At 59.3% G+C, this 24,813-nt stretch carries 18 protein-coding genes; 1 reads left to right on the top strand and 17 read right to left on the bottom strand.

What is annotated here, in order from left to right; translation table 11 throughout:
* Nucleotides 1-52: 52 nt before the first annotated feature.
* The 17 genes from pnpS to CLV97_RS01445 form a co-directional block, all read right to left on the bottom strand.
* Nucleotides 53-1,810, bottom strand: a complete 1,758-nt coding sequence (gene pnpS / locus CLV97_RS01525; protein WP_106343770.1) for a two-component system histidine kinase PnpS — start codon at nucleotides 1,808-1,810, stop codon at nucleotides 53-55.
* Nucleotides 1,807-2,520: a response regulator transcription factor gene (locus CLV97_RS01520; RefSeq protein ID WP_106343769.1), complete on the bottom strand. Its 714-nt coding sequence runs from the start codon at nucleotides 2,518-2,520 to the stop codon at nucleotides 1,807-1,809. The genes pnpS and CLV97_RS01520 overlap by 4 nt, the downstream gene beginning before the upstream one ends.
* A gap of 173 nt (nucleotides 2,521-2,693) precedes the next feature.
* Nucleotides 2,694-4,724 carry a YhgE/Pip domain-containing protein gene (locus CLV97_RS01515; RefSeq protein WP_106343768.1) on the bottom strand — a complete coding sequence of 677 codons (2,031 nt, stop codon included), beginning with the start codon at nucleotides 4,722-4,724 and terminating at the stop codon, nucleotides 2,694-2,696.
* A gap of 92 nt (nucleotides 4,725-4,816) precedes the next feature.
* Nucleotides 4,817-5,419: a TetR/AcrR family transcriptional regulator gene (locus CLV97_RS01510; RefSeq protein WP_106343767.1), complete on the bottom strand. Its 603-nt coding sequence runs from the start codon at nucleotides 5,417-5,419 to the stop codon at nucleotides 4,817-4,819.
* A 360-nt stretch (nucleotides 5,420-5,779) separates the two neighbouring features.
* Complete coding sequence (locus tag CLV97_RS01505) at nucleotides 5,780-6,655, bottom strand: carbohydrate ABC transporter permease (RefSeq protein ID WP_245891317.1); 876 nt, start codon at nucleotides 6,653-6,655, stop codon at nucleotides 5,780-5,782.
* Nucleotides 6,656-6,668: 13 nt separating this feature from the next.
* Nucleotides 6,669-7,631, bottom strand: coding sequence for an ABC transporter permease (locus CLV97_RS01500; RefSeq protein WP_425440533.1), 963 nt, complete (start codon nucleotides 7,629-7,631; stop codon nucleotides 6,669-6,671).
* Between the two features lie 12 nt (nucleotides 7,632-7,643).
* Entirely contained in the window at nucleotides 7,644-8,534 is an 891-nt protein-coding gene (locus tag CLV97_RS01495) for an ROK family protein (protein ID WP_170070324.1), read from the bottom strand.
* A 13-nt stretch (nucleotides 8,535-8,547) separates the two neighbouring features.
* Nucleotides 8,548-9,207, bottom strand: a complete 660-nt coding sequence (locus tag CLV97_RS01490; protein WP_106343765.1) for a YesL family protein — start codon at nucleotides 9,205-9,207, stop codon at nucleotides 8,548-8,550.
* A 6-nt stretch (nucleotides 9,208-9,213) separates the two neighbouring features.
* Complete coding sequence (locus CLV97_RS01485) at nucleotides 9,214-10,281, bottom strand: dihydrodipicolinate synthase family protein (protein WP_106343764.1); 1,068 nt, start codon at nucleotides 10,279-10,281, stop codon at nucleotides 9,214-9,216.
* A 1-nt stretch (nucleotide 10,282) separates the two neighbouring features.
* Nucleotides 10,283-11,299, bottom strand: a complete 1,017-nt coding sequence (locus CLV97_RS01480) for an NAD-dependent epimerase/dehydratase family protein (RefSeq protein ID WP_106343763.1) — start codon at nucleotides 11,297-11,299, stop codon at nucleotides 10,283-10,285.
* Between the two features lie 219 nt (nucleotides 11,300-11,518).
* On the bottom strand, nucleotides 11,519-13,081 hold the full coding sequence (locus tag CLV97_RS01475; RefSeq protein ID WP_106343762.1) for an extracellular solute-binding protein: 1,563 nt from the start codon (nucleotides 13,079-13,081) through the stop codon (nucleotides 11,519-11,521).
* Between the two features lie 178 nt (nucleotides 13,082-13,259).
* Entirely contained in the window at nucleotides 13,260-14,522 is a 1,263-nt protein-coding gene (locus tag CLV97_RS01470; protein WP_106343761.1) for an Nramp family divalent metal transporter, read from the bottom strand.
* A gap of 171 nt (nucleotides 14,523-14,693) precedes the next feature.
* Nucleotides 14,694-16,790 (bottom strand): alpha-amylase family protein, encoded by a 2,097-nt coding sequence (locus CLV97_RS01465; protein ID WP_106343760.1) that lies wholly within the window; start codon nucleotides 16,788-16,790, stop codon nucleotides 14,694-14,696.
* 123 nt (nucleotides 16,791-16,913) lie between these two features.
* A complete protein-coding gene (locus CLV97_RS01460) occupies nucleotides 16,914-18,809 on the bottom strand; it encodes a beta-N-acetylhexosaminidase (RefSeq protein WP_106343759.1) in 1,896 nt (631 codons plus the stop codon).
* Nucleotides 18,810-19,001: 192 nt separating this feature from the next.
* A complete protein-coding gene (locus CLV97_RS01455; RefSeq protein WP_106343758.1) occupies nucleotides 19,002-20,240 on the bottom strand; it encodes a DegT/DnrJ/EryC1/StrS family aminotransferase in 1,239 nt (412 codons plus the stop codon).
* A gap of 41 nt (nucleotides 20,241-20,281) precedes the next feature.
* Entirely contained in the window at nucleotides 20,282-21,964 is a 1,683-nt protein-coding gene (locus CLV97_RS01450; RefSeq protein ID WP_106343757.1) for a polysaccharide deacetylase family protein, read from the bottom strand.
* Between the two features lie 13 nt (nucleotides 21,965-21,977).
* Nucleotides 21,978-22,892 (bottom strand): Gfo/Idh/MocA family protein, encoded by a 915-nt coding sequence (locus CLV97_RS01445; RefSeq protein WP_106343939.1) that lies wholly within the window; start codon nucleotides 22,890-22,892, stop codon nucleotides 21,978-21,980.
* A gap of 194 nt (nucleotides 22,893-23,086) precedes the next feature.
* Between CLV97_RS01445 and CLV97_RS01440 the strand changes: the two genes are divergently transcribed.
* Complete coding sequence (locus CLV97_RS01440; RefSeq protein ID WP_106343756.1) at nucleotides 23,087-24,469, top strand: GGDEF domain-containing protein; 1,383 nt, start codon at nucleotides 23,087-23,089, stop codon at nucleotides 24,467-24,469.
* Nucleotides 24,470-24,813: the final 344 nt, after the last annotated feature.

Raw genomic sequence — 24,813 nt, 5'->3', positions numbered from 1 at the left:
CATGCAAAAGGGGTGCCGCTCCAAAAGTCTGAAGCGACACCCCGCATCCCCGTTATTCATCCTCTTTTTCTTTTTCTTTGAAGGGGAAGATCAGCTTGAATTCGGTTCCCTCTCCGACCCGGCTTTTCACCCGAATTTCCCCCCGATGCACCTCGACCAGGTGTTTCACGATCGCTAGTCCCAGGCCGGTTCCGCCCGACTCCCGGGAACGGGCTTTGTCGACGCGGTAAAAGCGTTCGAAGATCCGGGGCAGATCTTCCTCCGGAATCCCGATTCCCGTATCGGCCACGCGAATCCACCAGCGTTCCGCCTCCCGTCGCGCTTCCAAGGTCACCTTTCCCCCTTCCGGGGTGTAAGCCATGGCGTTGGTCAGCAGGTTGAGGAGAATTTGCCGGAAACGATCCTTGTCCACCAGGACGGTAAAGGATTCGGGGAGCACAATGTCGAGGGTAAGCTCCCGCTTTCGCATCTGCTCCTCTACCGTCTTCGTCGCCGACTCGATAATCTCGCCGACGGGAACCTTTTCCCATTTCAACTGCAGTTTGGATTCGATGCGGGAAAGGTCCAGAATATCGCTGACCAACCGTTGGAGGCGCAGGCTCTCGTCGTGGATGATCTGGAGGAATTCCCGGCACGTCTCCGGATCGTTCATCGCTCCGTCCAGCAGGGTTTCGGCAAATCCCCTCAGCGAAGTGATCGGGGTTTTCAGCTCGTGGGAGACATTGGCCACAAACTCCGAGCGCATTTTCTCCAGACGACGGATGGCCGTGATGTCGTGAAAAACGCCGACCAATCCCACCGTTCCCCTCTCACCCTCCATCGGCGCGAAGTGGGCCGACAAGATGCGTTCCTCGGGATAATAAACCTGGAGTTCCTCCCGGATTCGACCGCCGGTTGCCCTGCACTTGTCGATGAGGGAGGCCAGCTCGTAGGGATACGTCAGCTGCGTGTACGGCTTGCCCACGATCTTCCTGGCCTGAACGCCGATCATGTTTTCAAAGGCCCGGTTGGCCAGGTTCACCTTTCCGTCGGCATCCACCAGCAAAAGCCCGCTGTCCATCGTGTCGATGACGCCGGCCAGGCGCCGCTCGCTCTGACGCAGGGCATCCATCTGACTCTGCAGGCTCTTGGCCATCCGGTTGATGGCCTCACCCAGTCGGGCGATCTCATCCTGGCCCCTCACCTTCACCCGGCGGTGAAACTGCTTCTGGGCGATATCGACGGCCACCTGGGCGATCTCCCCGAGGGGCAAGGTCAACCGCTTGGCCAGCCGGGAAGCGGCAAAAGCTGCGAGGACGTAGGCGACGGCCAAACCGCCCACCAGTGAATAACCCACATGGCGCAGGGAGGTCTTCTCCTTTTCCGGATCATACACGATCAGGAGGGCCCCCGCCTCGCTCCCGCCTCGCGCCACGGGAGCCACCACATGGATCCGCCCCTCCCGAATAGAGGAGACGGGCTGTTCCGGGGAGGACCGAAGAACCCGGCGCACCTCCGGATCCTCGACAAACCGGTTCGCATCCGCCGGGTCTCCCTGCGAATCCCCCCGCAGTTTCCCGTCCCGGCCCACGACCATCACCCGTGCATCGAGGGTCCGACCCAATTGCTCCGCCACGCTCTGAACCGCATCTCCGGACAGCTTTTCCTCCAGGGAGGATGCGGCCAGGGCCCCCTCCTTGGCCGCCCGGTTCATCAGGGATTCCCGATAGGAACTTTCCAGCAGCCAGGTGACGAACAGACCGGAAGCGAGAACGGACAGGCCGATCCACAAGAGAAACATCGATTTGATCTGAGCGTGCAGGGTCTTCATTTTTCCCTGGGTCCTTCAAATTTGTACCCGATTCCCCGAACGGTCTTGATGTAGACGGGATGCTTCGCATCGGGCTCGATTTTATCCCGGAGGTGGCTGACGTGAACATCGACGATGCGGGAATCTCCCGCAAAATCGTAATTCCACACGGCATTCAACAACTGATCCCTGGAGAGGACCTTGCCCCGGTGACGGGCCAAATAGACCAGGAGCTCAAATTCCTTCGGGGTAAGATCCACGGTTTCCCCATTCCGGATCACTTCATAGGCTTCCACATCGACGATCAGATCCCCCACCGCAATGCGACCGTCCCTCTCGCCCGCGTTCCCCGCTTCCCGAATCGCTTCCATCCGGCGCAGAATCGCCTTCACCCGGGCGATGAGTTCCCGCGGACTGAAGGGCTTCGTCATGTAATCGTCGGCCCCCAGCTCCAGTCCGAGCACCTTGTCGAATTCGTCCGATTTTGCCGTCAGGATCAGGATGGGGATGTGTACATCCCGTTTGCGCAACTTTCTGCAGACGTCCAATCCGTCCATCTTGGGGAGCATCAAATCCAGCACCATCAAATCCGGCGGCTCCCGCTCCGCCATTTCCAGCGCGGTCTGCCCGTCATAGGCGCAGTCCACCTCAAACCCTTCCTTTTCCAGGTTGAATTGGACCAGTTTGACAATGGACGGCTCGTCATCAACCACCAGGATCCGTTTTCCCATCTTGTAACCCCGCTTCCACCTCGTTATGCATCCACTGGTGAATGAACCGGCGTCTTCACCCATCATCATAGCACAAAAATATGACACTGGCCCGTGGATGCTCCTGCGGATCGATCCGTGGATGGCTGCGTGTCCCCTGCGGCAAGAGCGCCCGGAAAAACCGGGCGCTTTAATCATGCGCGATGGAATACGGCTTTGATCTGACGCACGCCTTTTTTCATCCAGGGCTTTCCGATCTGAAGATGGAACTGGGCGAGGAGAACGGCCGCCGTCAGAAACCCGAGCAAGATATGCGCGCAATGTACCACTGTATCCGCATTCCCGCTGGACAGGATCGCGCGCAGCCCCTGGACGGTGTAGGTCATGGGCAAATATTCATGGACCTCGCGGAAAAACGCGGGCAACAGCTCGAGCGGATACGTTCCGGCGCTGGATGCCAGCTGGAGCATCAAAATGACAATCGACAGGAAGCGGCCCACATTTCCCAGGAAAACGTTGAGCATATGGTTTAGAGCGATAAAGGTGATGGACATCAGGATACCGAACAGGTAAAGCCATGCCGGGAGTTCCGGTTGAATTCCCAGCCCCCATACAACGGCCGTGATGAGCAGCACGGCCTGACCGATGCCGATCAGCCATGCGGCAGTCACGGAAAGCGGCTCTTGGCGGTACGAAAACACCTGATACAGATCCACCACCGTAAATAACAGCATGGCTCCCACCCAAAGGGAAAGGGAGATAAAATACGGGGCAAATCCGGTTGCATAGTTCGGGACATCATGATGAACATTCTCCCGGATCTCCACCGGATCCGAAATCACATCTTCCTTTTTTTCGGGATCCTTAAGTTCGCCTTTCGCTTTCTCCGCCCCATCTTTCAAGCCTTGAGCCAGTTCCCTTTGTCCGGATTCGATTTTTCCCAATCCCTCCGATAAGGTTTCCGCCCCGGCCTCCAGCTGATGGATGCCGTTTACCAGCTGTTGCTGTCCGTCAGACAGCTGGGATGAAGCCTGAACAATCCGGCCGGCCTTTCCTTTCAGTTCCTTGGCCTTCGCCACGGCCTGATCCACCCGCTCCGTCAACTGCTCTGCCTGGTGTGCAATTTTTTGTCTTTCTTTTAGAAATTTCTCCCAATGCTTTTCCCATTCGGGAATGGCTCGATTCATGTCATCGAGGTGATTTTGTCCCGAAGCATTTCTCCTCTCCGCCTCTCTAAGCGAATCCTTCATGGAAAGAACGGCTGAATCCTCCGCCAGCTCCGGATGTTTTTCGATCAACCGGTATAAAGCTTCCTGCGTTTTCCGGACCTCATCCCCGGACCTTTTCACCGACCCCTGTCCTTCCAGAAGGAGCCCCCTGAGGTCCGGAGGAGTCTCGGGAAGCGGAAGTCCGGCAATCCTTTGAATCTCATCGTTCACCTGATGAATGACCCGTTGCGCTTTCTCCAGGTCCTCAATCGGAATCTTGTTGATCTCCCGGTCCGCCTGGATTGCTTTTTGGTTAAAAAGCCGGAGATACTCACGAATTTCGGAAGCGCCTCGATCCAGTTTGGACAAGCCCTCGGCAAGGGTTTGGGAGCCGGATCGGGCATCACCGGTTTTTTCAGCCAACAATCCCGCTCCGTCTGCCGCCTTTTGCAGCTCTTCCACCGAATCGGAGATGTGGGCAAACAGCTGCTCCACATAGATTTTGCTCAACTTTTCATCCAGGTTCATTTCCAACTCGCGTCGGATCGATTCTCCGATCGTCCCGGACAAATAGTTGTTGCTTTTGTCCACATGATATTCCAATCGTCCCTTCAGCGGTTCCGGAGAGTCCACGGATGCCACGGCTTGCGAGAAATTTTTGGGTATGACGATTCCGATGTAATAGGCCCCCTCGTCAAGCCCTTCCTCCATGTTTTTTCTGTCGGTCAGTTCCCATTTCACCTTGGAATCCTTCTGCAATTCCTCAACCAATTCATCGCCGACGTTTAGCTTCTCCCCGTCCCGAACCGCTCCCTGGTCCTCGTTCACCAATGCCACCGGCAGGTATTGCAGATTTTCGTACGGATCATAAAAAGCCGACAGGTAAATGACGCAGTAAACCAGGGGAACAAGCAGAACTCCGACCAATCCCAGCCGCATGGACCTGGATGCCCACAACCGCTCCAGGTCTCGGAGTCCTGACAGAAACAAAAAGTTGTTCTCCTTCCTCCTTTTCATCCTTTCCCCCCCTAACAGGGATCTGTTAAACTGACTGGTCAGTACAAATAATATTATACTACTTTTCGCCTTCCACACAAGCCATGAATCTCTTAGCGCCACGACGAATCTTTCATGCCGCACATCACCATGTGCCGGACCGTCTCAATCATCGGCGGAATGTCCCGTTCAATCCGGGCGGGATCCAATTCATCCATGCTGTATAATTTTTGCAGCACCACGACGCTGGCCGCCCCGAAAATGGCACTGGCCGCTTCCGGGACATGCCTGACCCGAAATTCACCGATCCGGTTCCCTTCGTCAATCACCTTCTCGATCAGCTGCAGATATTCGCCGATCTTTATCCGAAACTGAAGTTGTCTTGTCTTGGTCCCAAACGCTTCACTCAAAAGCAGTTTGGCAAGCTTTCCGTTCTGCACATAAAAACGGATCTGATTTTCCACCAATCCCAACAATTGATCCGTCGGCGACGCATGCAGCTCCATATTCCTTCTGGCGCGGTCAATCAGCTTTTGAACTCCCTCATTCATCAAGCCGACGAACAATTCTTCTTTGCTCTTAAAGTGATAGTAAATGGTCCCTTTCGCAACTCCGGCCGCCTTTGCGATATCGTCCATTTTCGCTTGGTCAAAACCGCTTTCGGCAAAGACTTCTATTGCGGCATCAAAGATCAGATCCACTGTTTCGTGGCGCATGATAAGGCCTCCCGGTAATCTGTCCTTGCGGAATCACTCTAAATCAGTATACGCCAAATCCGAAACGGATTGAAGCAAGGGCATCTTCCCGAACAGTCGGGAAAATGCCCCTTCAGGCGCTTTGCCCCGCGTACAACCTCACCGGCACCGAGATCCATCACAACCTCGCCTCTTTTCCATTTTCATGGCTGTCAACCAGGGGCCGCAAAAAAGGCTTTTTTCTAACCGCACATGCCTGCGGTCAACCCTGACGCCATCAAACATCATGGAGAAGACCGGGCCCCGAGCTCAAAAGCCGGCGGAACGCGGGGCATTTCATGGTGCAAACATCTTTGCGGAAGGGCCGCACGCCCCGGGGAGTCATTCCTTCACCGAACCCAGCATGACTCCCTTGACAAAATATCTCTGCAAAAAGGGATACACGAACAGAATCGGCAGGGTGGCGAGCAGGATCGCCGCCATCTGCACCGTCTCGGGAGGGGGCGGATTTTCGAGCATCTGCTGTCCGCCCCGGAGCGCCGCATTCGGTTCATTCACGATGACGATTTGCCGAAGAATCACCTGCAGGGGCCACTTGGCGGGATCGTTGATGTACAAAATCCCCGAGAAATAGTTGTTCCAGTGCACGACGGCGTAAAACAGGCTGATGGCGGCCAGGGCCGGTTTGGACAGGGGCAGAATGATTCGCCAGAAGATCTGCAGGTGGTTCGCCCCGTCGATGATGGCCGCTTCGTGCAGCTCCTCCGGTATGTTGAGGAAGAATTGGCGCATGACGATCAGATTGAAGGGGTTGATGGCCGCCGGGAGAATCAGGGCCCACAGGCTGTCGATCAGCCCCGTCGCCCGGACCACCATGTAGGTGGGGATCATCCCCGCGCTGAACAGCAAGGTGAACACCACCATGAACAAAAGCTGTTTTTGTCCGGGCACCGGCCGGGACAAACCGTAGGCCATGGTGGTGGTGAAGGCCATGTTGACGAAGGTTCCGACAACGGTGACGAACACCGTGACGAAAAACGACCGGATGAATTGTTCGGAGGAAAGAATATACCGATAGGCGTCGGTCACCCATTCCTTGGGCCAAAGCAGCAGTTCGTTCTTGAGCACCTCTTCCAAGCTGGAAAAGGATACGGCGAAGATATAGACAAAGGGAAACAGCATCGACAGAGCGATCAACAGCAACACAAAGGCGTTGATGGCATCCGCGATCTTCCCGCCGGTGCTTCGATATCTCACGCCCTTCCCTCCTTCAGTAAATTCCCCCTTCACCGAACCGCTTCGCCAGGCGGTTGGCGATCACCACCAGGATCAGGCCGACCGCTCCCTTGAACAATCCCACCGCCGTCGCAAAACTGATATCCCCCTGTTGAATCCCCTTGAAATAAACATAGGTGTCCAAAACGTTCCCCACTTCCATCGTAAAGGGATTGAGCATCAGGAAGATCTGCTCAAAACCGGTATCCATCACCGAGCCAAGCCGCAGGATCAGCAAAATGACGATGGTGCTGCGAATGGCGGGCAGCGTGATGTGCCACATCTGCTGCCAGCGGTTGGCGCCGTCAATCACCGCCGCCTCGTACAGCTGAGGATTGACCCCCGCCAGAGCGGCCAGGATGATGATGGTTCCCCATCCCGATTCCTTCCAAATCACCTGGAACACGATGAGGGGCTTAAACCATTCCGGGCTGGTGAGAAAGGGAATTTGACCGAATCCCAGCGCTTGCAGGAGCTGGTTCACAATGCCGTCCGATTTGAGGAAGACGACGAAAATCCCGACCACCACCACCCAGGACAGGAAGTGGGGCAGATAGACCATGGACTGAATGAGCCGCTTGTACACGGCATTGCGCAGCTCATTGATCATCAGGGCCAGGATGATGGGCAGCGGAAAAGCGAACAAAATCTGAAGCAGGGAAATCTCCAGGGTGTTCCAGATCACCCGGAGCGCCTCTTCATCCTCGAACATCGTCTTGAAATGCTTCAAGCCGACCCAGGGGCTGTCGAAAAAACCCAAAAAAGGGCTGAAATCCTGGAAGGCCATGGCCAGCCCGAACATGGGGAGGTATCTGTAGACGAGAAAATAGAGAAGCCCCGGCAAAATCAGCAGATAGAGATGCCAATACCGGTAAAGGGGGCGAGCTCTGCGCCGCTTGACCGCAGGGATCGCCCAGCGGATCCCGGTGCCCATTTCGGTTTGTTTCTGGGTTTCCATACCTCCACCCCCTCAGGACGAAACGGTTTCTCCCCGCAGCACCCGTAGACCGGCCCCGATACATCCCGCCCTCTCCCCCAGCGCCGTGAGGGAGATCCGGTTCAGCGACGGACGCTGTTCCGGAATGACCAAGGATTCCAGGCGGCGGCGGATCTCATCCAACAGGAACGGGTTGCGGTGGATCACTCCTCCCCCCAGCACCAGCCGGTGGGGATCCAGCAGACAAATGATCGCATACAATCCCCGGGCCCACTCCTCGATCACCCCGTTCATCCCCGCAACCACCCGAAGGTCGCCTTCCCGGAAGCGGTCCATCACCCGCCGGGAGGCTTCCGGGCCTTTCCCGCCAGCAAGCCGTCCGATCGCCGGTCCCGCCGCCTTCTTCTCCAGACGGCCTCCATCCGGCGAAAAGACCGCCAGGCCGATTTCCCCGGAAAATCCCGTTCCCCGAAGTATCCGCCCTCGATGGATGGTGCAGCAGGCGATGCCGGTGCTGATCGTGAAATAGACGAAGGTTTCCTTCACCGATCCCCCCCGTTTCATCCACTCCCCGTGGGCGGCCATGCAAACGTCGTTGTCCAGCACCACCGGGCCGGGGATCTCCTCCTGGATCCGGTCCGCCAAGGGAAAATCGCGCCAAGGAAGATTGTTTTGCATGACCGCCAGCCCCTTTTTCCGGTCCACTTTTCCCGGAACACCGACGCCGATCCCGCGGATGCCGTCGGGCGACACCCCGGCCTCGGACATCACGCCCCGGATGGCCCTCATCACCTGCCGAAACATCTCGTCGCCGTCGCCGGGAACGCTGGGCAGCTCCGTGTAGTGCAAACATTCCCCGGCGGCGCTGACCAGACCGGCGGCCACCTTTGTCCCTCCGATATCCACTCCCAAAGCCCGTTCCACACCGCTTCCCCCCTCAGGCATGTTTTTTTCCGACCCCGGCCCAGCCTGTACTGGGGATGGCGGTGGACGGGTCGATCGAACGGAAGGTTCGGAAGGAAAGCGCCATCACCACCACGGCGGGAAGACTGACCGCGAACACCGGAAGGGTGCCGGGCAGCCACGTCATGGCGGCGTACATCAAATACACGGCACCCCCCATCAACGCGGAGGACAGTGGTCGATACAGGGTGATGAGGAAGGATTGCAGGACGTACTCGTGCAGCTTCATCCGGTAATGGGCATAGAGAGGGAAAAGGTGGATCAGGGAAAGGAGATAGACGGAAAGGGCGAAGACCAGGAAAAGGACGACCCACGGCTGCGCTGCTCCCTCCCATCCGCGAACCAGGCGGAAGTCGAGAAAAAGTCCCAGTCCCATCACCGAATAGACGAGCATCAGAATGTTCATGGGAATCCAATCGGCGCGGTAGAACGACCAAAAGGTGCGAAACAGCGGAAACGTCTTTCCCTCATCCACTAGCCCTTTGCGGATCACCGAAAATACGGCCGCCGTGGCGGGAAACAGCCCCAGGATCCCGACGCCGAGGAGGGTGAACAGGATCCAGAGGAAATTCAGGCATGCCAGGCGGACCACCCATTCCCCCGCCCGCATCAGCGCTCCTGCCCAACCGCGCATGACATCTCACACCTCCAGCCAACGCCGCAGATTTTGGCGCACAAAGGAATCGTCGGCAAGCTCCGGATACTCCCGACACACCCGGTCGATCTCCTCCATCTGTCCCGGAGACAGTTCCTCCTCCGGATCGAGGCACCATCGTCCCTCCAGAAGCCCTTGACGGCGGAGCACCTCGTGAATCCCCGGGATACAGCCGCGGAAGCGATTGGCCGCATCGAACAGCGCGCCGTTGGCATCGGTCAGTCGGCTTCCCAGGGCGAGCAATTCGGACGGAATCGCGTTTTGGTTCCGAACCCGCTTGACCTCTTCCAGCAGTTCCACCGCCTTCCGGGTCCAGACCGCCCACTGTCCCAGCAAACCGCCGACAATCCGCTTTTCCACGATCTTTCCGTCGACGGTGAACCGAAAGGGGGTCAACAGATCCGCCAGGATGTTGTCATCGTTGCCGGTGTACAGGGCGACTTCATCCCGTCGGGAAGAATGGCACACCGCCCGGACCACGTCCACCGTCCGATACCGGTCAAAGGGGGCGATTTTGATCGCCTCCACCCCGGGAATCTCCGCAAAAGCCTTCCAAAAATCGAAGGAGAGTTCCCTCCCGCCGACGGCCGGCTGCAGGTAAAAACCGAACAGAGGGATCACTTCGGCCACCCGCTCGGCCCGCTTGAGAAGGGCCTCCTCGCTGAGATGACCGAGTCCGCCGGGGCTGAGCAGCCCCAGGTGATAGCCCAGCTTCCGGGCCAATTCCGCTTCCCGGAGGGCCTGCTCCGTTTCCCCGCAGATCCCCGCCACCAGCAGGAAGGGGCGATCCGGCTCCCGCCGCGCCACTTCTTCCGCCGCCAAACGGAGCACCGGTTCCAGCAGGTCGATCCCCGGACTGCGGATGGCGAACTGGGTGGTGTGAACCCCCACCGCCACCCCTCCGGCACCGCTTTCGACATAGTAACGGGTCAACGCCCGCTGTCTCCGCTCATCCAGACGCCTGGAGGCGTTCAAGGCCAGGGGATGGGCCGGAATCACCAGACCGTCGCGCAATGCCTCCCGCAACCGGGGGGACAAGGATTCGTTCGCCATCTCAGAACTCTCCCTCCCGTTCCTGGAAGTGCGTCGGCTTATCGTAGGTGACGCCCCCGGCCTCAAGCCACTTGACCGTCCACTCGATCATCTGCCGGAGGGAAACCCGGGGATAACCGAAGAGCTGATGGGCCTCCGAAGCGTTGCTCAGGAGGGCGCTGTCCGCCTCTTCATATTCAAAGATCGGCTCCACGTTGAACCGGCGGCCGAACTCCCGGGCCAGCCAACGGACCGGGATGCTTTCCGGCCCCGTCACGTTCAGGATCTTGGGCGGCGACTGGCAATGAAGAAGGGAGCGGATGGCCATTTCGCTGGCGTCCCCCTGCCAGATCACGTTGACCTGGCCCATGCGGAGATCGATGGGCTGTCTCTGACGCACCGCGCGGGCGATTTCCAGAAGCACCCCGTAACGCATGTCGATGGCGTAATTGAGGCGAAAATGCAACATCGGAATCCCGAATTTCCGGGAAAAGTATTCGAATACCCGCTCGCGCCCCAGACAGGACTGGGCGTACTCGCCGGCGGGCCGAGGCGGATCCTCTTCCGTCGCGCCCCCCTGCGCCAGTTTCACGAGGGGGTACACATTCCCGGTGGAAAAGGAAACGATCCGGGCATCCCGATACTTCAGGGCCACCCTTCCCGGAAGATAGGCGTTCATCGCCCAGGTCAGGTGTTCCTTGCCTTTGGTTCCGAACTTCCGGCCGACCATGTGAATCACGTACTTGGCGTCAGGCAAGGCCTGCAGTTGATCCTCTTCCAGGAGATCGGCGGAAATCGTCTCCACTCCGCACCTCTCCAGTTCCTCGCGAACCCCTTTGTCCGAAAAGCGGGAGACCCCGATCACCCTGTGCTTCAGCCCGGCCCGTTCAAAGGCCCTCTTGGCCAGTTTCGCCAGTCCGGGACCCATTTTCCCTCCGACGCCCAGGATGATCAGATCCCCGTCCAGCCGGGACACGTCGCGAATCAGCCGGTCCGAAGGTTCCGTCATGATTTGCTCCAATTCTTCAAGACTTTCCATCGCTGTTCCTCTCCTCTCCGTGTAAAGGTGGAGCGGCTCTTGCGTGTATGGAAATGACCAGACCCGGATCGCAGGATGCCGCTGGAGGGCGAAGCATCGGCGGACTTCTTTCCGCTTTTCCGCCTGTTTCACCGGACTATAAAAGAGGCGGGAGAGCCGGTGCCGGATCAGGACCGGCTCTCTCGGGCAGACGGCGGAGGAAGGCTCCGCCGGACGGCCTCATTTCCATCCGGGCTGAATGTTGTTCTTCTGAATCTCCTGGTTCACTTCCTCGATGATCTGCGCCCCGCCGGAATCCAGATATTCCTTCACCAGCCGATCCCATTCGGACAGGGGCAGATCGCCGGTGATCATCCGGGCCTGCTCGTTCAGCAACTTCTCGGTGATCTCCTGTCCTTTATCGACAAAGGTTTTCGAATACACCTGATGGATCGGATTTTGATAGTGCTTGATGCCGGCATGCATCTCCTCCAGCTCCTTGGCCAGCTTCCGGTATTCCTCCGTCTTGTACGTCAAGTGATATTGGTTGGCCTCGTCGCTGGGCGCCCACATCTTGTTGTCGAACAGATAGTTGAAGGGGGCCAGCCCCTTTTTCCCCTCAGGGGGTGTCGCAACGCCGTCCACGATTTGGTACCCGGTTCCCTCATTGCCGTAAAGCCAGTCGAAATCCTTGTTTTCCGGCTTCTGCTGTTCAGGGGGGTAAAACTTGCGGCCGAAATCGATGATCTCCAGGATTCGGCGCACCTTGCCCGGATCATCGGCCAGTTTGGCGGACAGGGCGGTCATGGTGTAATAGCCCGATCCCGCCGTGTAACCCTGGGAACCGTCAGGGGCTTTAAAGGGAGGAATGGCGGCCAGTTCCGCATCGGGATGGATCTTTTTCAGGGCTTTCATGTAATCGTCCGACATCCCCCGGGGCGCTCCGACCAAGATTCCCGCCTTCCCCGCATAAAACACGCGGGTATTGGCTTCATTGGGATTGAGGAGGACGAAATCCTTCTGGATCGCGCCGGCCTTGTACAGCTCGGCCATCACCCGGATCCACTCTTTCCGGGCGTCGCTGATGATCCCCGGAATGTACTGCCCCTTCTCGTTTTTGTGATACCAGGCATCCGCGTCCCAGTAGGTGCCGAAGTGATAGTTCGGCCAGACCTTCTCCCCGAACACCAGGCCGTAGGTGTCGTCCTTTCCGTTTCCGTCCGGATCCTTCGTGGCGAAGGCGATGGCAACTTCCTTCAGTTCCTCGTAATTGGTGGGCATCTTAAGGCCCAGTTTGTCCAACCAATCCTTGCGGATGATCGGCGTGAGCAGATAGTTTTTGGGGTAGTACTTGGGAATCGCATAAATTTTCCCGTCGACGGAGACGGCGTTCCACACCTCCTTCGGCACCATCTTCAGGGTGGGATAATCATCGATGTAATCGTTCAGCGGCAGAAACGCCCCCTGCTTGGCCCACTTGAAAAAGTTGGTTCGGTCGATGCTTCCCTCGAAGCCGATCACGTCGGGGATGTCTCCGGAGGCCACCCGGGCGGTCAGCTTCTGAACGTACTCGGTGTAGACCACGTACTCCCGCTGGTAATCCACGTTGAACCGTTCATTGATCATCTTCACGCCCCGGCCGTCCTTGGGAGGGATGTCCGTATAAAGGAAATCGATGGAGGTGATGGTGTACTTCTTATCCTTGGAGTCCGCATCCTCCGCCTCCTGGGACGAACACGCCAGAAGGGTTCCCGTCAATGCCACCACACACATCAGAGCGATCCACCGGCGAAACTTCCGCATCGCCTCTCCTCCTTCCGGTTTTTCCCCCGAAAAATGGTTGCCCTTCCGTATGCACTATTCAAAAGAGACGCCTGCTTCGGAAGATTCTGGATAGATGGGTTCACTACTATTATAAAGGGGGATGGCGATATCAAGACAAGTCTTTTAATTGTCTTAAATATGGTCCCGTCACGCGGCTTCATCCCAAGGCGTCGCGGATCAAACTTCCGAGGGTGTAAACCGACAAGAAATAAAGGACGAGGAGGCCGATCCCGCCGATCAGGTTCTTGACGGCCGAATTCTTCAGATCCCCCATGACGGCTCGGTCGTTGGAAATCCGAAACATCGCCGTTCCGATCACGGGGACGACCACGACGGTGATCATCTGGGCCGTCACGATCAGCTCCAGGGGCGCACTGCCGAAGGTCAGCGCGACAAGGGCTCCGATCAACATGACGGCCATCACCGACCCTTTCACCCGCTTCTCGTGAAACCGGGTGCCCCATCCCAGGGCATCGGCCAACAAAGCGCCTCCGATCGCCGCGTTTCCCATCAGAGATGAGAGGGCGGCTCCCCAAAGGCCGAGGGTGAACACCGCGGTGGCAGTGCCTCCGTAAAGGGGCTCCAACGTCTTGCCCATTTCGACGACGGAATTCACCTCGATTCCCTGAGGAAGCAAAACGGCGGCCGCGCAGATCATCACTATGGCGGAGATCAGACCCAGACAGAGGATTCCCGAATAACTCTCCCGAACCCCCTCCTTCACCTGCCCGCGTCCCCATCCCCTCTCCTGAACAAAGTAGGATTGATAAAAGGCGCCGACGATGGAGAAGGTCGTGGCCACAGAGGCGGTGATCAACGCGAAGGAGCCTTCCGGAATGCGGGGAATCAGGGCACCCGCCATCGCCGCCGGATCCGGCCTCACCATCAGCAGCGTGAAGAGGAAGGATGCCAGCATGAGGCCGACCAGGCACAGCATCATTTTTTCCAGAAAACGATAGAAGTTTTTCAGAAACAGCGAACCGATCGCCAAGAGCGTAAAGAGAACCGTCCAAAGGGAAGCAGGGGTTCCGGTCAGCGTCCCGAAGGCGATTCCCGTCCCGATCGCATTGCCGGCCTGAAAGGAAGAGGTGATCAGAAACGAGCCCGCCCCGATGAGAACAGCCGCCGGCGTACCCCACTTCCGCCGGACGAGGGTGAGCAGGGATTGGTCGGAAGCCATTCCGATCCGCGCGCCCATCTCGGTGAAAACCATCATGAACAGCGTCGCCAGGACGACAATCCACAGCACCTGATATCCGAACAAGGCGCCCAGTTTGGTGGACACCGTCAGACTCCCGGGACCCAGCACCAGCGCGGCGGTAATGACCGCCGGTCCCAGGGATCTGAACCAGCGGATAAAGCCCGGGCCCTCCTCCGCCCTTGGCTCTTCGCCCAACGGCTTCTTTTCCGGATTTGCCATCCGAATCCCACCTCCACCTGGGTGTGAAAAGGCGCCTCCCTTCCCTTTCAGCCGAAAAATCTTTTCTGTCTCCCGGGTCGCTGCCCGCTGCCCGGACCGCATCACCACGCCTGCTCGCCCGACATGCCGAGCCGACAAGTCAAGCGGATGAGCGGGATGGACAAGCGTGCGTCAATGGTGTGAATCCTCCCGATCCGGAAAATCGATCACCACAGCCTCATACTCTCTCACTTCCGGCACCTTGAAAGAAGCCCATCCCTTCGCGAAGGAAAAGGAAAGATCGCGCTCTCCCCGGAGCGTTCGGATCGATTGGGGACTTCTCCCCGTATGAACGGCGATTTCCACCTCCCGCAACACTTTCACCCGATCGATCGGCCGCCCTCCGTCGTGGGTGCAATTGACCAGGTGGAGGATCCGCCGATTTCCCTTTTCGCGGACATTGACAAAGAGGGAGGTCAATCCTTCATCCAGCCGGATGTCGCGCCGGCTCAGCCCGTCGACGGCGTTTTGCATCAGCCGGCCGTGTTCGGGAAAACGGTAGGTATCGTACATCGCGTCGAGGTTTCCCGTAAACAGGAGCGCCGTCCCTTTTCCAAAGCGGTTCCTCAAGAGGAACGGGTGGTCCGTCTCCGGAGGAAGGTCGCAGTAACTGGACGGCTGCTTTTCCCGGAAACGCATATGGGCCCAGGTCCCCGGCCCGGGAATCACCTTCACGTGCAGATGCGGAGCGGGAATGAGCGGCTGGTCGATTCCCTCGGTCAGCGGCGCCGGCTCCAAAGCCACATGATCGCAGCGCAGATGCTCGACCCCCTTCGTCTCCGCGATCCCGAACACGTCCTTCAAGGGATGGGTTTCCCGCGGCCTCCCCCAGGCATCCCAGAGGGCGGTGTCGTAGGTGGCGATGACATGGCCGCCCCCCGCCACGTAATCCCGGATGGACCGGCACTCCTCCTCCCCCATGCAGGCCACGTTGGGGAGGATGATCAGCTCGTACCGGGACAAACCGCCGCGCTCCAGGAAGCGATCATCGATCACGTCGAAGAGGCGGTGGGAACGGGACAACACCTCGAACCATCCGTTAAAAGCCCGCCTCGCATCGCTCTTCATCCGATGCTCAAGGTCGGTCTTCCCTTCCACAAAATCCAGCTGCTCCGCGGTGGTCTGATAGAAATTGGCGTTTTTCAGGGACCAGACCAGGGCCACCCTGGCGACCGGGGCAGTCCCCGCCAGGCAATCGGAGTGGGCGGATAAAAGACGGTTGATTTCCCTCACGGTGTCCATCCGCGGGTCATCCCGGTTGGCATCGTAGATGCCGTACCAGATGTGGGCGCCGTTGGCGACGGAAAAGGCGCAGGCGATCCAGGTTTCCGCCGCGGGAAGCAGATAACGGTTCCACGGGCCGTGCCTCCCGGCGACGGCGACGATGGTCGGCTTCCCCTCCGACTGGGTTTCCAGCCATTTGGCCGTTGCCGCCGGCTTCCAGACCGGCAGACTCCGCAAATCCCCGGCCAAAAACCCTCCCTCGGCGAGCAAGGCATCCTGCCAGGGTTCTGCCAGGCGGTTGTCCCGGCCGCAGGTGCCCGGCCCCAGCGGGAGTCCGTTCATGTACAGCACCGCGTCCGGATTGACGCTTTTCAGGGATGCCCGCACATCCCGGACAAACCGGGCGATGCTCTCCTGCTTGAAGGTCAGCACCTTGTGAAAGACGAGGGGGTCCTTCATTTGCTCCGGCGTGTATTGAAACCCGTGTTGTCCTTCGAAACCGGCCCTGCAGGCGTCGCAATAACAGCCCTTCGGACTGAACACGGGGCCGTCCAGGAAGATCCCCTTCACTCCGTACGCGCCGATTTCCCTGATCATTTCCTTCGCCCAATCCCGAAAGGGGGAATTGACGCAGGAATAGCCCCCGCTTCCGTAGGGAATGGGAATGATCTCCCCGCCGCCATCCCGCTGGAGCCACTCGGGATGAAGCGGCATCAATTCCCCGCTCAGCCAGTGCACGTTGAAATAGACAATGTCCCAACTCCCCCGACGCCCGTGGTGCTTTCGGTATTCCTTCAGCAGGTCCCGCCGGTTTAAGCGCGCGTGTTCGGACTTGAAAAAGGCGATCCCCGCCTCCCCGACGGTCACATCGGTCACCTCGATATGCTGGGCGTTGAAACCCAAGCGGGTGATCGCCTCCACCTGGGCGCCCACGTCGAACCGTTCCAACGCCTCCGGACCCGGCGGAATCAAATCGGCGATCAGCAGCAGGCGATCCGGATTCATCGGATCCCCCCAATCTTAAGAAAAATGAACCGCATGTAAGAAGGCGGCGCTTCCTTCGGCACAAGCACCCCTCCGTCCCTACTCCCGTAAGACCCTCCGGAATGTCCCACTCCGCCTTCGGCTTCAGCGGAAGCCCATGACGCAGGCCGATGCGATCCGGGAATACAGATTGGCTTTCCCGACCCCCGGGTCCTGTCCGGGCCGGAACCCGTCAAAGCCCAGCCGCTCTTCCTCCAGCTCCTCGATGCGTGAAATCTTTCCGGCACAAAAGTCGCGAAGACGTTCCATCGCCGTCTCCACCCGGGCCAACAAGCCTCCGTAGCGGATGTCCAGCACCTCCCAGCCGAAGGGTTTGTAGGTGCTGAGCCACTGTTTCCGATGCGCCTTCCGCAACCGGTCGATTTCCCGGTGCAATGCCGGCAGTTCCTCTCCCGCGATGGCCTCCAGCCCGCTTTTGTCCCCGCGATCGTAATGGGCCTTGATCCTCAGGCCGATGTCGCACTTCAGACGCAGTACGGCGCTCAACTGGACGGGAACTTCAAAGAGTTCCCTCCACCTTCCGGCCCGGTCCCGATCGGCCTTCAGGCTGCGGTGCAGCCGATCGTAATATTCCGCGGCATCCGTTTCCTCCATGTGCTTGTCGAACAAGCCGATCAACACGTCCTGCCATAACAGAAATTTGGAAGGATTGTCGGGAATCAGCGCCCCTGTGTCCGCCCCGGGAAAGGTGTCGAACTTCCCCAGGTTGAGGAAGGCGTCGGCATCGCCGCCGGTGCAGAGGGCAAAGCGCCGTTTCAGTTTCTCGGGATCCGGCTGCTCGGAATAGCCGTGTTCGGCGAACAACTGCAGCCCCAGCAGTCCGGCCAACATGTTGGTCTCCGCCCCGTCATCCCCCCAGAAGGTGGCGAACACCTCCCGGATCCCCTTCCGCTTGCAGGCGCTGAGCGCCGCGTTGGTGGTGGCGAAGGTCTTCTCGTAATGGACCGCCGGCCCCGCCCAGGTCCACACCCCTCCCGCAAAAACGGGATCGGACCCCAGCGAGCGGTGCTTTTCGATGAATTGTTCGTAGAAGGCGGGATCATCGTGGTAATAATCCCAGTACACCAACCGGATCCCCTCCGGCATCCGGCGGACCACCTCCCCAGGGATCTCTGCGTTCAGATCATAGTACTCGTGACCGGGGGAGCCCATCCGGAAAAACATGTCGCTCCACATCATCGGCTTCAGCCCGTATCGGGAAGTGATGTCAAGCACCTTCCCGAGATGATCCATCATGATCTCGAAGGGGGGACGGTAACCGAAGCGGTCCAGATACCGCCCCCTCCCCAGGCCGAACGCCTCGTCCATCCCGATGTGGATGCGCCGGCTTCGGAACGTTCCGGCGACGGAGCGGATCATCTCTTCGATCAGCCGGTAGGTATCCTCCGATCCGGCCAGGAGCACGTCCTCGGTGTCCCGGTACTTCTGGGCCGGCGCCCACTTCAGAAAGGCGGCCAAGTGGGCCAGGGTTTGAATGCAGGGAATCATCTCGATGCCGAAAAGGGCGGCGTAATCGTCCAGCTCCCTCAGCTCCTCCGGCGTATAGCGGCCGCGCATGTACCCGAAGTAGGGCTCCCCTTCCACGGTGTAGGTCTCTTCCGTGTACAGCATGAGCATGTTGAGTCCCATCACCGCCATGATCCGGATCACCCGCCGCAGGACCTCCGGCCGGAACACGGCGTTCCGGGAACAGTCGAACATGGCCCCGTTCATCGAAAACCGGGGCTTTTCCGTCACGTCTACCGGCTTTCCGTCCCGGAGGGCGCCGATCAGAATGCCGAGTCCGCGGTAGAAATGGACGGGATCGCGGAACCGGATCCGCCCCCGCTCTTTCCCCACTTCAACCTGCAGCAGATTTTCCGAAATTCGCTCCGCTTCGACGGGGAACCCCTTTTCATCCCGGACAAAGGAAAGATCCTCTTCCAGCTCCTTCAGCCCGGCTTCCAGGCCGGACAGATCTCCTTGAAAACGCAGCCTCATGCTCTTTTCCCCCCACCCGCTGATAAAGTCTGTTAACGGGCCGTCAAACCTGCACCCTCCAAACTCCGGACGGGACCGCTCATCTCCGTCCCCGCGGGGCCCGAAGCCGCACCCGCCAAGGAAGTGCGCGCCGCACCGGTTGCAAGAGCGCATCGCGTCACTCCCTCCCGCCCGACAGACCATACCGACTGCTCACTTCTTGGCGTAATAATGCGCCACTTTCCGGATCGCACGGATCATGTCGTCGATGTCCTTTTCCGTGAAAAATTCGCTCACGGGCAGGCGGATCGCCGTCTCCAAAATCCGCTCGGCGACGGGGCAGAGTCCCGGTTCATAGGAGACGTCCGACAGGGAAAAAGGGAAATCGCTGTCGGGATAGGCCCGTCTCTCCCGAAACATCTTCTGCCGGTAGAGCACCCGGGGAATGTAACCGGGGCTCGCCGGGATCCCCTCCTCCCGGAGGGCGAGGGTGAACTGATCCCGCGTGCAGGACAGCTGCGATTCATCCAACCGGAACATGTAAAACCAATAGGAAGACCAGCCTCCCTCGGGCACTTTCGGCGGAAGGACGCCCGGCAAATCCCGGATGCCCTCGGTGATCTGCTCGCCGTAGGCATGGCGCTTTCCGCAGATCCAGGACAACTTCTTCAGCTGGGCGATGCCGACGGCCCCCTGAAGCTCCGTCATCCGGTAATTGGGGGCCAGGCATTCCGGATCCCGCATCACCTCATCCGAAAAGCGCCGGTAATTCTTGTCGGCGAAGGCGTGCACCCGCTGAAAATCCTCTTCATCCCCGGAATTGACGGTGACGATTCCCCCGTCCCCGGTGCTGATATGCTTGAAATCGTTGGTGCTGAAACATCCGTAATCGCCGAAGGTGCCCGCCAGTTTTCCCCGGTGGCGGGTCAGCCAGCTCTGGGCGCAATCCTCGATCACCTTGAGACGGTGCCGCCGGGCGACCTCCATGATCCCGTCCATGTCGGCGGGATTGCCCGCCAGATGGACGACCAGGATGGCCTTGGTCCGGGAAGTGATCCGCTTCTCCACCGAGGCCGGGTCCAGGTTGTAGGTACGGGGATCCAGGTCGGCAAACACCGGAATCGCGTTCTGGTACAAAATGCCAATCAGCGTCCCCTGATCGGTGATCGGACTGGTGATCACCTCGTCCCCCACCGTCACCCCCGCCGCCCCCAGGGCGACGTGGATCGCCGCCGTTCCGGAGGAAACGGCCACGCTGTATCGAACGCCGTACAGTTCGTTAAAGCGCTTCAAAAAGGTCTTCACCTTCGTCCCGGAGTGATAAAACAGCGTGTTTTGTTCCAAGGCCTCCAGCAGTTCCTTCGCCTCCTCCGCGCCGAACCGCTTTCCCGTTCCGAAGGCGTCCGTCTTCACCCTCGGCCCCCCATGGATGGCCAGCTCCTCTTCCCGCACCGGCTTTCCCCTCCTTCAAGCACCATGGTCGGAAAATGCCCTCAAACCCGTTTTGCCAGCGACAGGGACCATGCTTTGCACCGAACTCCGTGGCGGAGGACCGTCCTCCCCCGCTCTTCCGTTCCCCTCGGAACGGGAACCATGATCGCCGCATCCTCGCATCCCGCCGTCTCGGATACCAGCGGTCTCCCCTCTTCATCCACTCCCGCCAGACGGATGCGCCTGCGGCGCCGCTCCCAGTCATCGATTTGCTCCCCCGTCCAGAAGTCAAAATCCCGCATTCGCGCCTCCTCGACCACCCTCCTTAGCGCCCTTCGGACCGGCTCTTCCCGGTGGAGGTGGATGGGATGGAAGAGAAAATGGGCGACGCCCCGCACCCGCCGCACCCCCTCCAAAAAGGGGACGATCACGCTCTCATCCGCCAGGCGGCCGAGATTGATGTCCTGGGTGAGGAAGCTGATTTCCAGCACGTCGTAGAACCGGTTTTCCTCCTCTGCCCGGGCGATGGGAAAATAGGGGTGGCATGTGCCGAACAAAAAGCCGATGTTCCCCTTTTTGCTCGGCCCCCGGGTCTGATCCGACCGGATGCCGAACTCCTCGCACCAGCGGAACAGCTCCCCCCATCCTTCATACCGGGTGTAATGGTTTTTGTTCGAGACCACCCGCTCCGTCCCGATCGCACCCCTGAGCCATTCCAGTTGCCTGGAGAACGCCTCCCGCCCCCAGGCCCCTCCGTCCGGCTCGTAGGCGTTATAGTGAAGGGCCAATTCATGCCCCGCCGCGGTCACCTTGGGATAGATCCCGGAGCTGTATCCGGGCTCCATCAGACACCAGGTGGCGGCCACATCGCACTCCCCCAGCAATCGCAGGGTGGACTCCGCCGAGTCATCCAGATTCCAGTCGCTGTCCAGGGAAATCATCGCCACCTGGGAGATGCCGCCGGGCCAGTAATCCACAAAGGGAATCGTCAACCCCCGGGCGGTCACTGTCTTCATCAGCGACCGCAGCAGGGTTTCCTTCCACAAATCCGCATAGGGGTGGGCGAAATACCGCTCGCCGGTCTCGGTACGGGCCCGATCCACCTCCCAGTCCATCTCGAAACCGTCATCGGCTTTCAGGATGCCGTCATCGATCCCCGCCGTGCCGTCGGGGGCGGGGAACCCGTCCCTCTCCACCGGACGGGTTCCTTGCTGAAGCCCCACCACCGTGGCGGAAAGATCCACCGCCCAGTGGGTGATGCCCCCCGATCCGATCTCGAACCGGTGGTAGAGGGGGCCGTAAAAAGGTCCGTCGGGGGTTCTTTCGTTCAATCCCCCCTTGGTGGCAAAGGGAGTCGGGGAAGTAACCCTCCAGCGGCAGGCGCGAAGAAAGCGCAGAGGAGGTTGGTTCTCCACCTCCGTGTATGCGTAGCCCGCTCCCTCGAGGATCTTTTCCGCCGCTCCCAACGCTTCGGCCATCTCGGGATAGCTGCCGAAGATGAACACTTCTCCTCCCCGTTCGGCCACCCCCTTCAACAGGGGAACCGCCTCCTTCCCCGCCAGGGCGACGAGCAAAACATCCGGCGCACGGGAAGCGAGTTCCTTCGGATCAAAGACCCGGCGGTGGGGAATGCCGCCGTGGGACAGGATTTCAAGCAGTTCCCCGCCGAAGGCGTTTTCTCCCCAACGCCACCGCCTTCGCGCCTCTTCCCGGTCCAAGAGGACCGCCACATCGGCCATTTTCACATCTGTTCCCCCCTCACACCTCGTGCTGGCGATCCAACTCCACCGCTTTCCCCGTGACCCTGCTTTCATTGGCCGCCTCGATGAAACGAATGATCTCCAGCGTCTCCCGTATATCCAGCGGCGGCGAACTCGAACGGAACATCGACATTACCTGCTCCAACAAACCGGCGTAATAGGGTTTGCGGCTCCGGGTCACATCCGCGAACACGGATTTCCTCCTGCCGTGAATCAGCGCTCCGAAGGAGGCATTGCCCTCCCGGTTTCCCCGGTACGTCCCGATCCGGCCGTCCGCCCATTCCCCGACCACCACATCCTGCCGGGGATGGGATACGGCCCTCACCCGGACGCATCCGGTCCCCAACGCCGCGTATAACATCTCCACCCCGTGAATCCCGTACCAGAACAGGCCGGGCTGGGTCGGCTCGATCGCCATCGGCCCGAAACAATCGCACCCGTACGGCTCATCCATTTCCTCCAGGGCCGCCACCAGGGGTTCCGCGTACCGGAGAGAGGAGGCGCTCATCAGGGGAGTCCGATGCGTCTCCGCGATGCGGACCATCTCCCGGGCATCCCGGAAACTGACGGCGAAGGGCTTGTCGATAAAAACCGGTTTCCTGCAGGGGGCGATCCGCCTGAGCAACTCCGGATGGACGCGCCCGTCGACAGCCGTCAGGAGAATGGCATCGGACTGTTCCGCCACCTCTTCCGGGGAGGAAACCATGCGGACACCGTAATGTTCCCGCAGCTCCTCAGTGATCCCCTCCACCCGGGACCGACTCAGCTCAAAATCGGGGGACCCGCCGGGATAGGCGACGGTCACCCTTCCCCCCGGCACGTGAAATTCCTCATCCGGATCATTCAACAGCCGGGCAAAGGCCGTGCAATGGGAGGTGTCCAAACCGATCATCCCGATTTTTATCGACGCCATGTAATCCCCCCGTTTCTTCTCAATTCTCTTCAAAGGCGAAAGAATTCGAGAAACGGCCGAAATGAAAAACAAGTCGATGACGATTTACTTTTTTGTACATTTGCAATCATTATACGAAATGTTTTATTTTATAGACAAGTCGATTAAGTGTCTTTTTATCCGATCACTCATTAGCGCATCAGGAGGAGAAGTCCATGAGCGAACCCTTCACCACCGGAGATTCCGTCATCGCCATCGGCGTCATCGGACCCAAACCGCTGGTGGATCGCACCGGGGAGGCGCTGAAATCCTTTCCGACCTTCGTGCCCCACCTGCGTCCCCTGTCCTCCGAAGAGGAGCTGTTGGACGCCGTGTCGGAGCTGATGGATTCCGTCGAAGTGATGTTGTTTCCGGAATACCGGGGGTACAAACTGGCCCAGGACCGCCTCGAATTCAAGGTGCCCGCCCACTACGTTCCCCTGATGGGAACGGGTTTGTACCGCTCCCTCTTCCGGCTCCAGAGTCTGCACGGCGCCCAGAAACTTTCCGTGGATTCTATCGCCGAGCGATACGTGAAACAAATCCTGGGGGAACTGGGGGAAAGCAACCGCGAGTCCGCCTACTTCCATGGTCCGCCCACGGCGCCGGTGGAAGAGATTGTCCGCTTTCACCGAAAAAATGCCCTCAGCCATCCGCGGTGCGTGGCGATGACCGGCATCCACGCCGTCGCCATGGAAATGGAAAAAGAGAACATCCCCCACGAGTGGGTCACTCCCACCCTGCAGGATTTGATCGTGGCCCTGGAGCGGGCGCTGCTGTCCACCGAGACCCGGCGGAACAAAGAGGCGCAAATCGTGGTGGGCCTGATCCAGATCGACAACTACCGGAAGATCGCCGGACAGTTTTCCTACGAGCACGACATCCAACGGCTGGAACTGGACCTCCACCGGCTGCTGCTGGACTACGTGAAACAGTTGGACGGCCATCTGACCAACCTGGGAGGAGGAGAATACCTCTTCTTCACCACCCGTGGCGTCTTCGAGCGGGAAACCCGGGGCTACAAATATCTCCCCCTGCTGAAGGACACCCACCGCTCCCTGGGCATCACCCTGAGCATCGGCATCGGCTTCGGCCGATCGGCCACGGATGCGGGAACCCACGCCCGGATGGCCCTCCGGCAATCCACGGAATTCGGCGGCAACATCTGCTTCATCGTGCGGGAGGACCGCAGCGTCATCGGTCCGGTGGAAATGACCCATCCCATGATCTACGAACTTTCCGTCACCGATGAAACCCTCCTGCGGGAAGCGGAAAAAGCGGGCATGTCCGCCATTTACATGAGCAAGCTGGCCGCCCAGATCGCCCGGTACGGCAAAACGGACTACACCGCCCACGAACTGGCCGCGGTGCTGGGCGTCACCATCCGCAGCGCCCACCGGATCCTGCTGCAGTGGATCGATGCCCAGCTGGTGGACATCGTCGGAGAAGAGAAAGTGGCCACCAAAGGGCGACCCCGGCAAATCTACCGCCTCACCTTCGTCCAGGAGCTGATGCGAAAGCGGAACCTGCTGAAGGAAAAAACGCGCCATGACGGATGATTCACGCAAGACAAGAGCGCCGACGCTTCGGGGGCGATGCCGCCTTTGACGGGGTCAGCGGCAAAGGAGCATTAAACGAATTGCATGACAGGATCAATGAGCCGGAACCCATATGCCGGCGGACCATTTGTCGCATCCCGGGTGGTCGGATGCATAAAAAACACCGGGTTTCAAATCCCGGTGAGACTGCTGACAAAGGTAGCAGGTCAGCAGTCTTTTTTTGTCGAAATCAGAAGATAACACAAAAAGGATAAGGACGGGATGGTATGTTTCAAACCCACTCCCATCGGCAAGGCAGTATTGAATTGGTCAATATCGAAGATTTGGTACCGCAGGATCACCTG

The sequence above is a fragment of the Planifilum fimeticola genome (assembly GCF_003001905.1).
Taxonomy (GTDB): Bacteria; Bacillota; Bacilli; order Thermoactinomycetales; family DSM-44946; genus Planifilum; species Planifilum fimeticola.
This window is presented reverse-complemented; position numbering and strand designations above follow the sequence as displayed.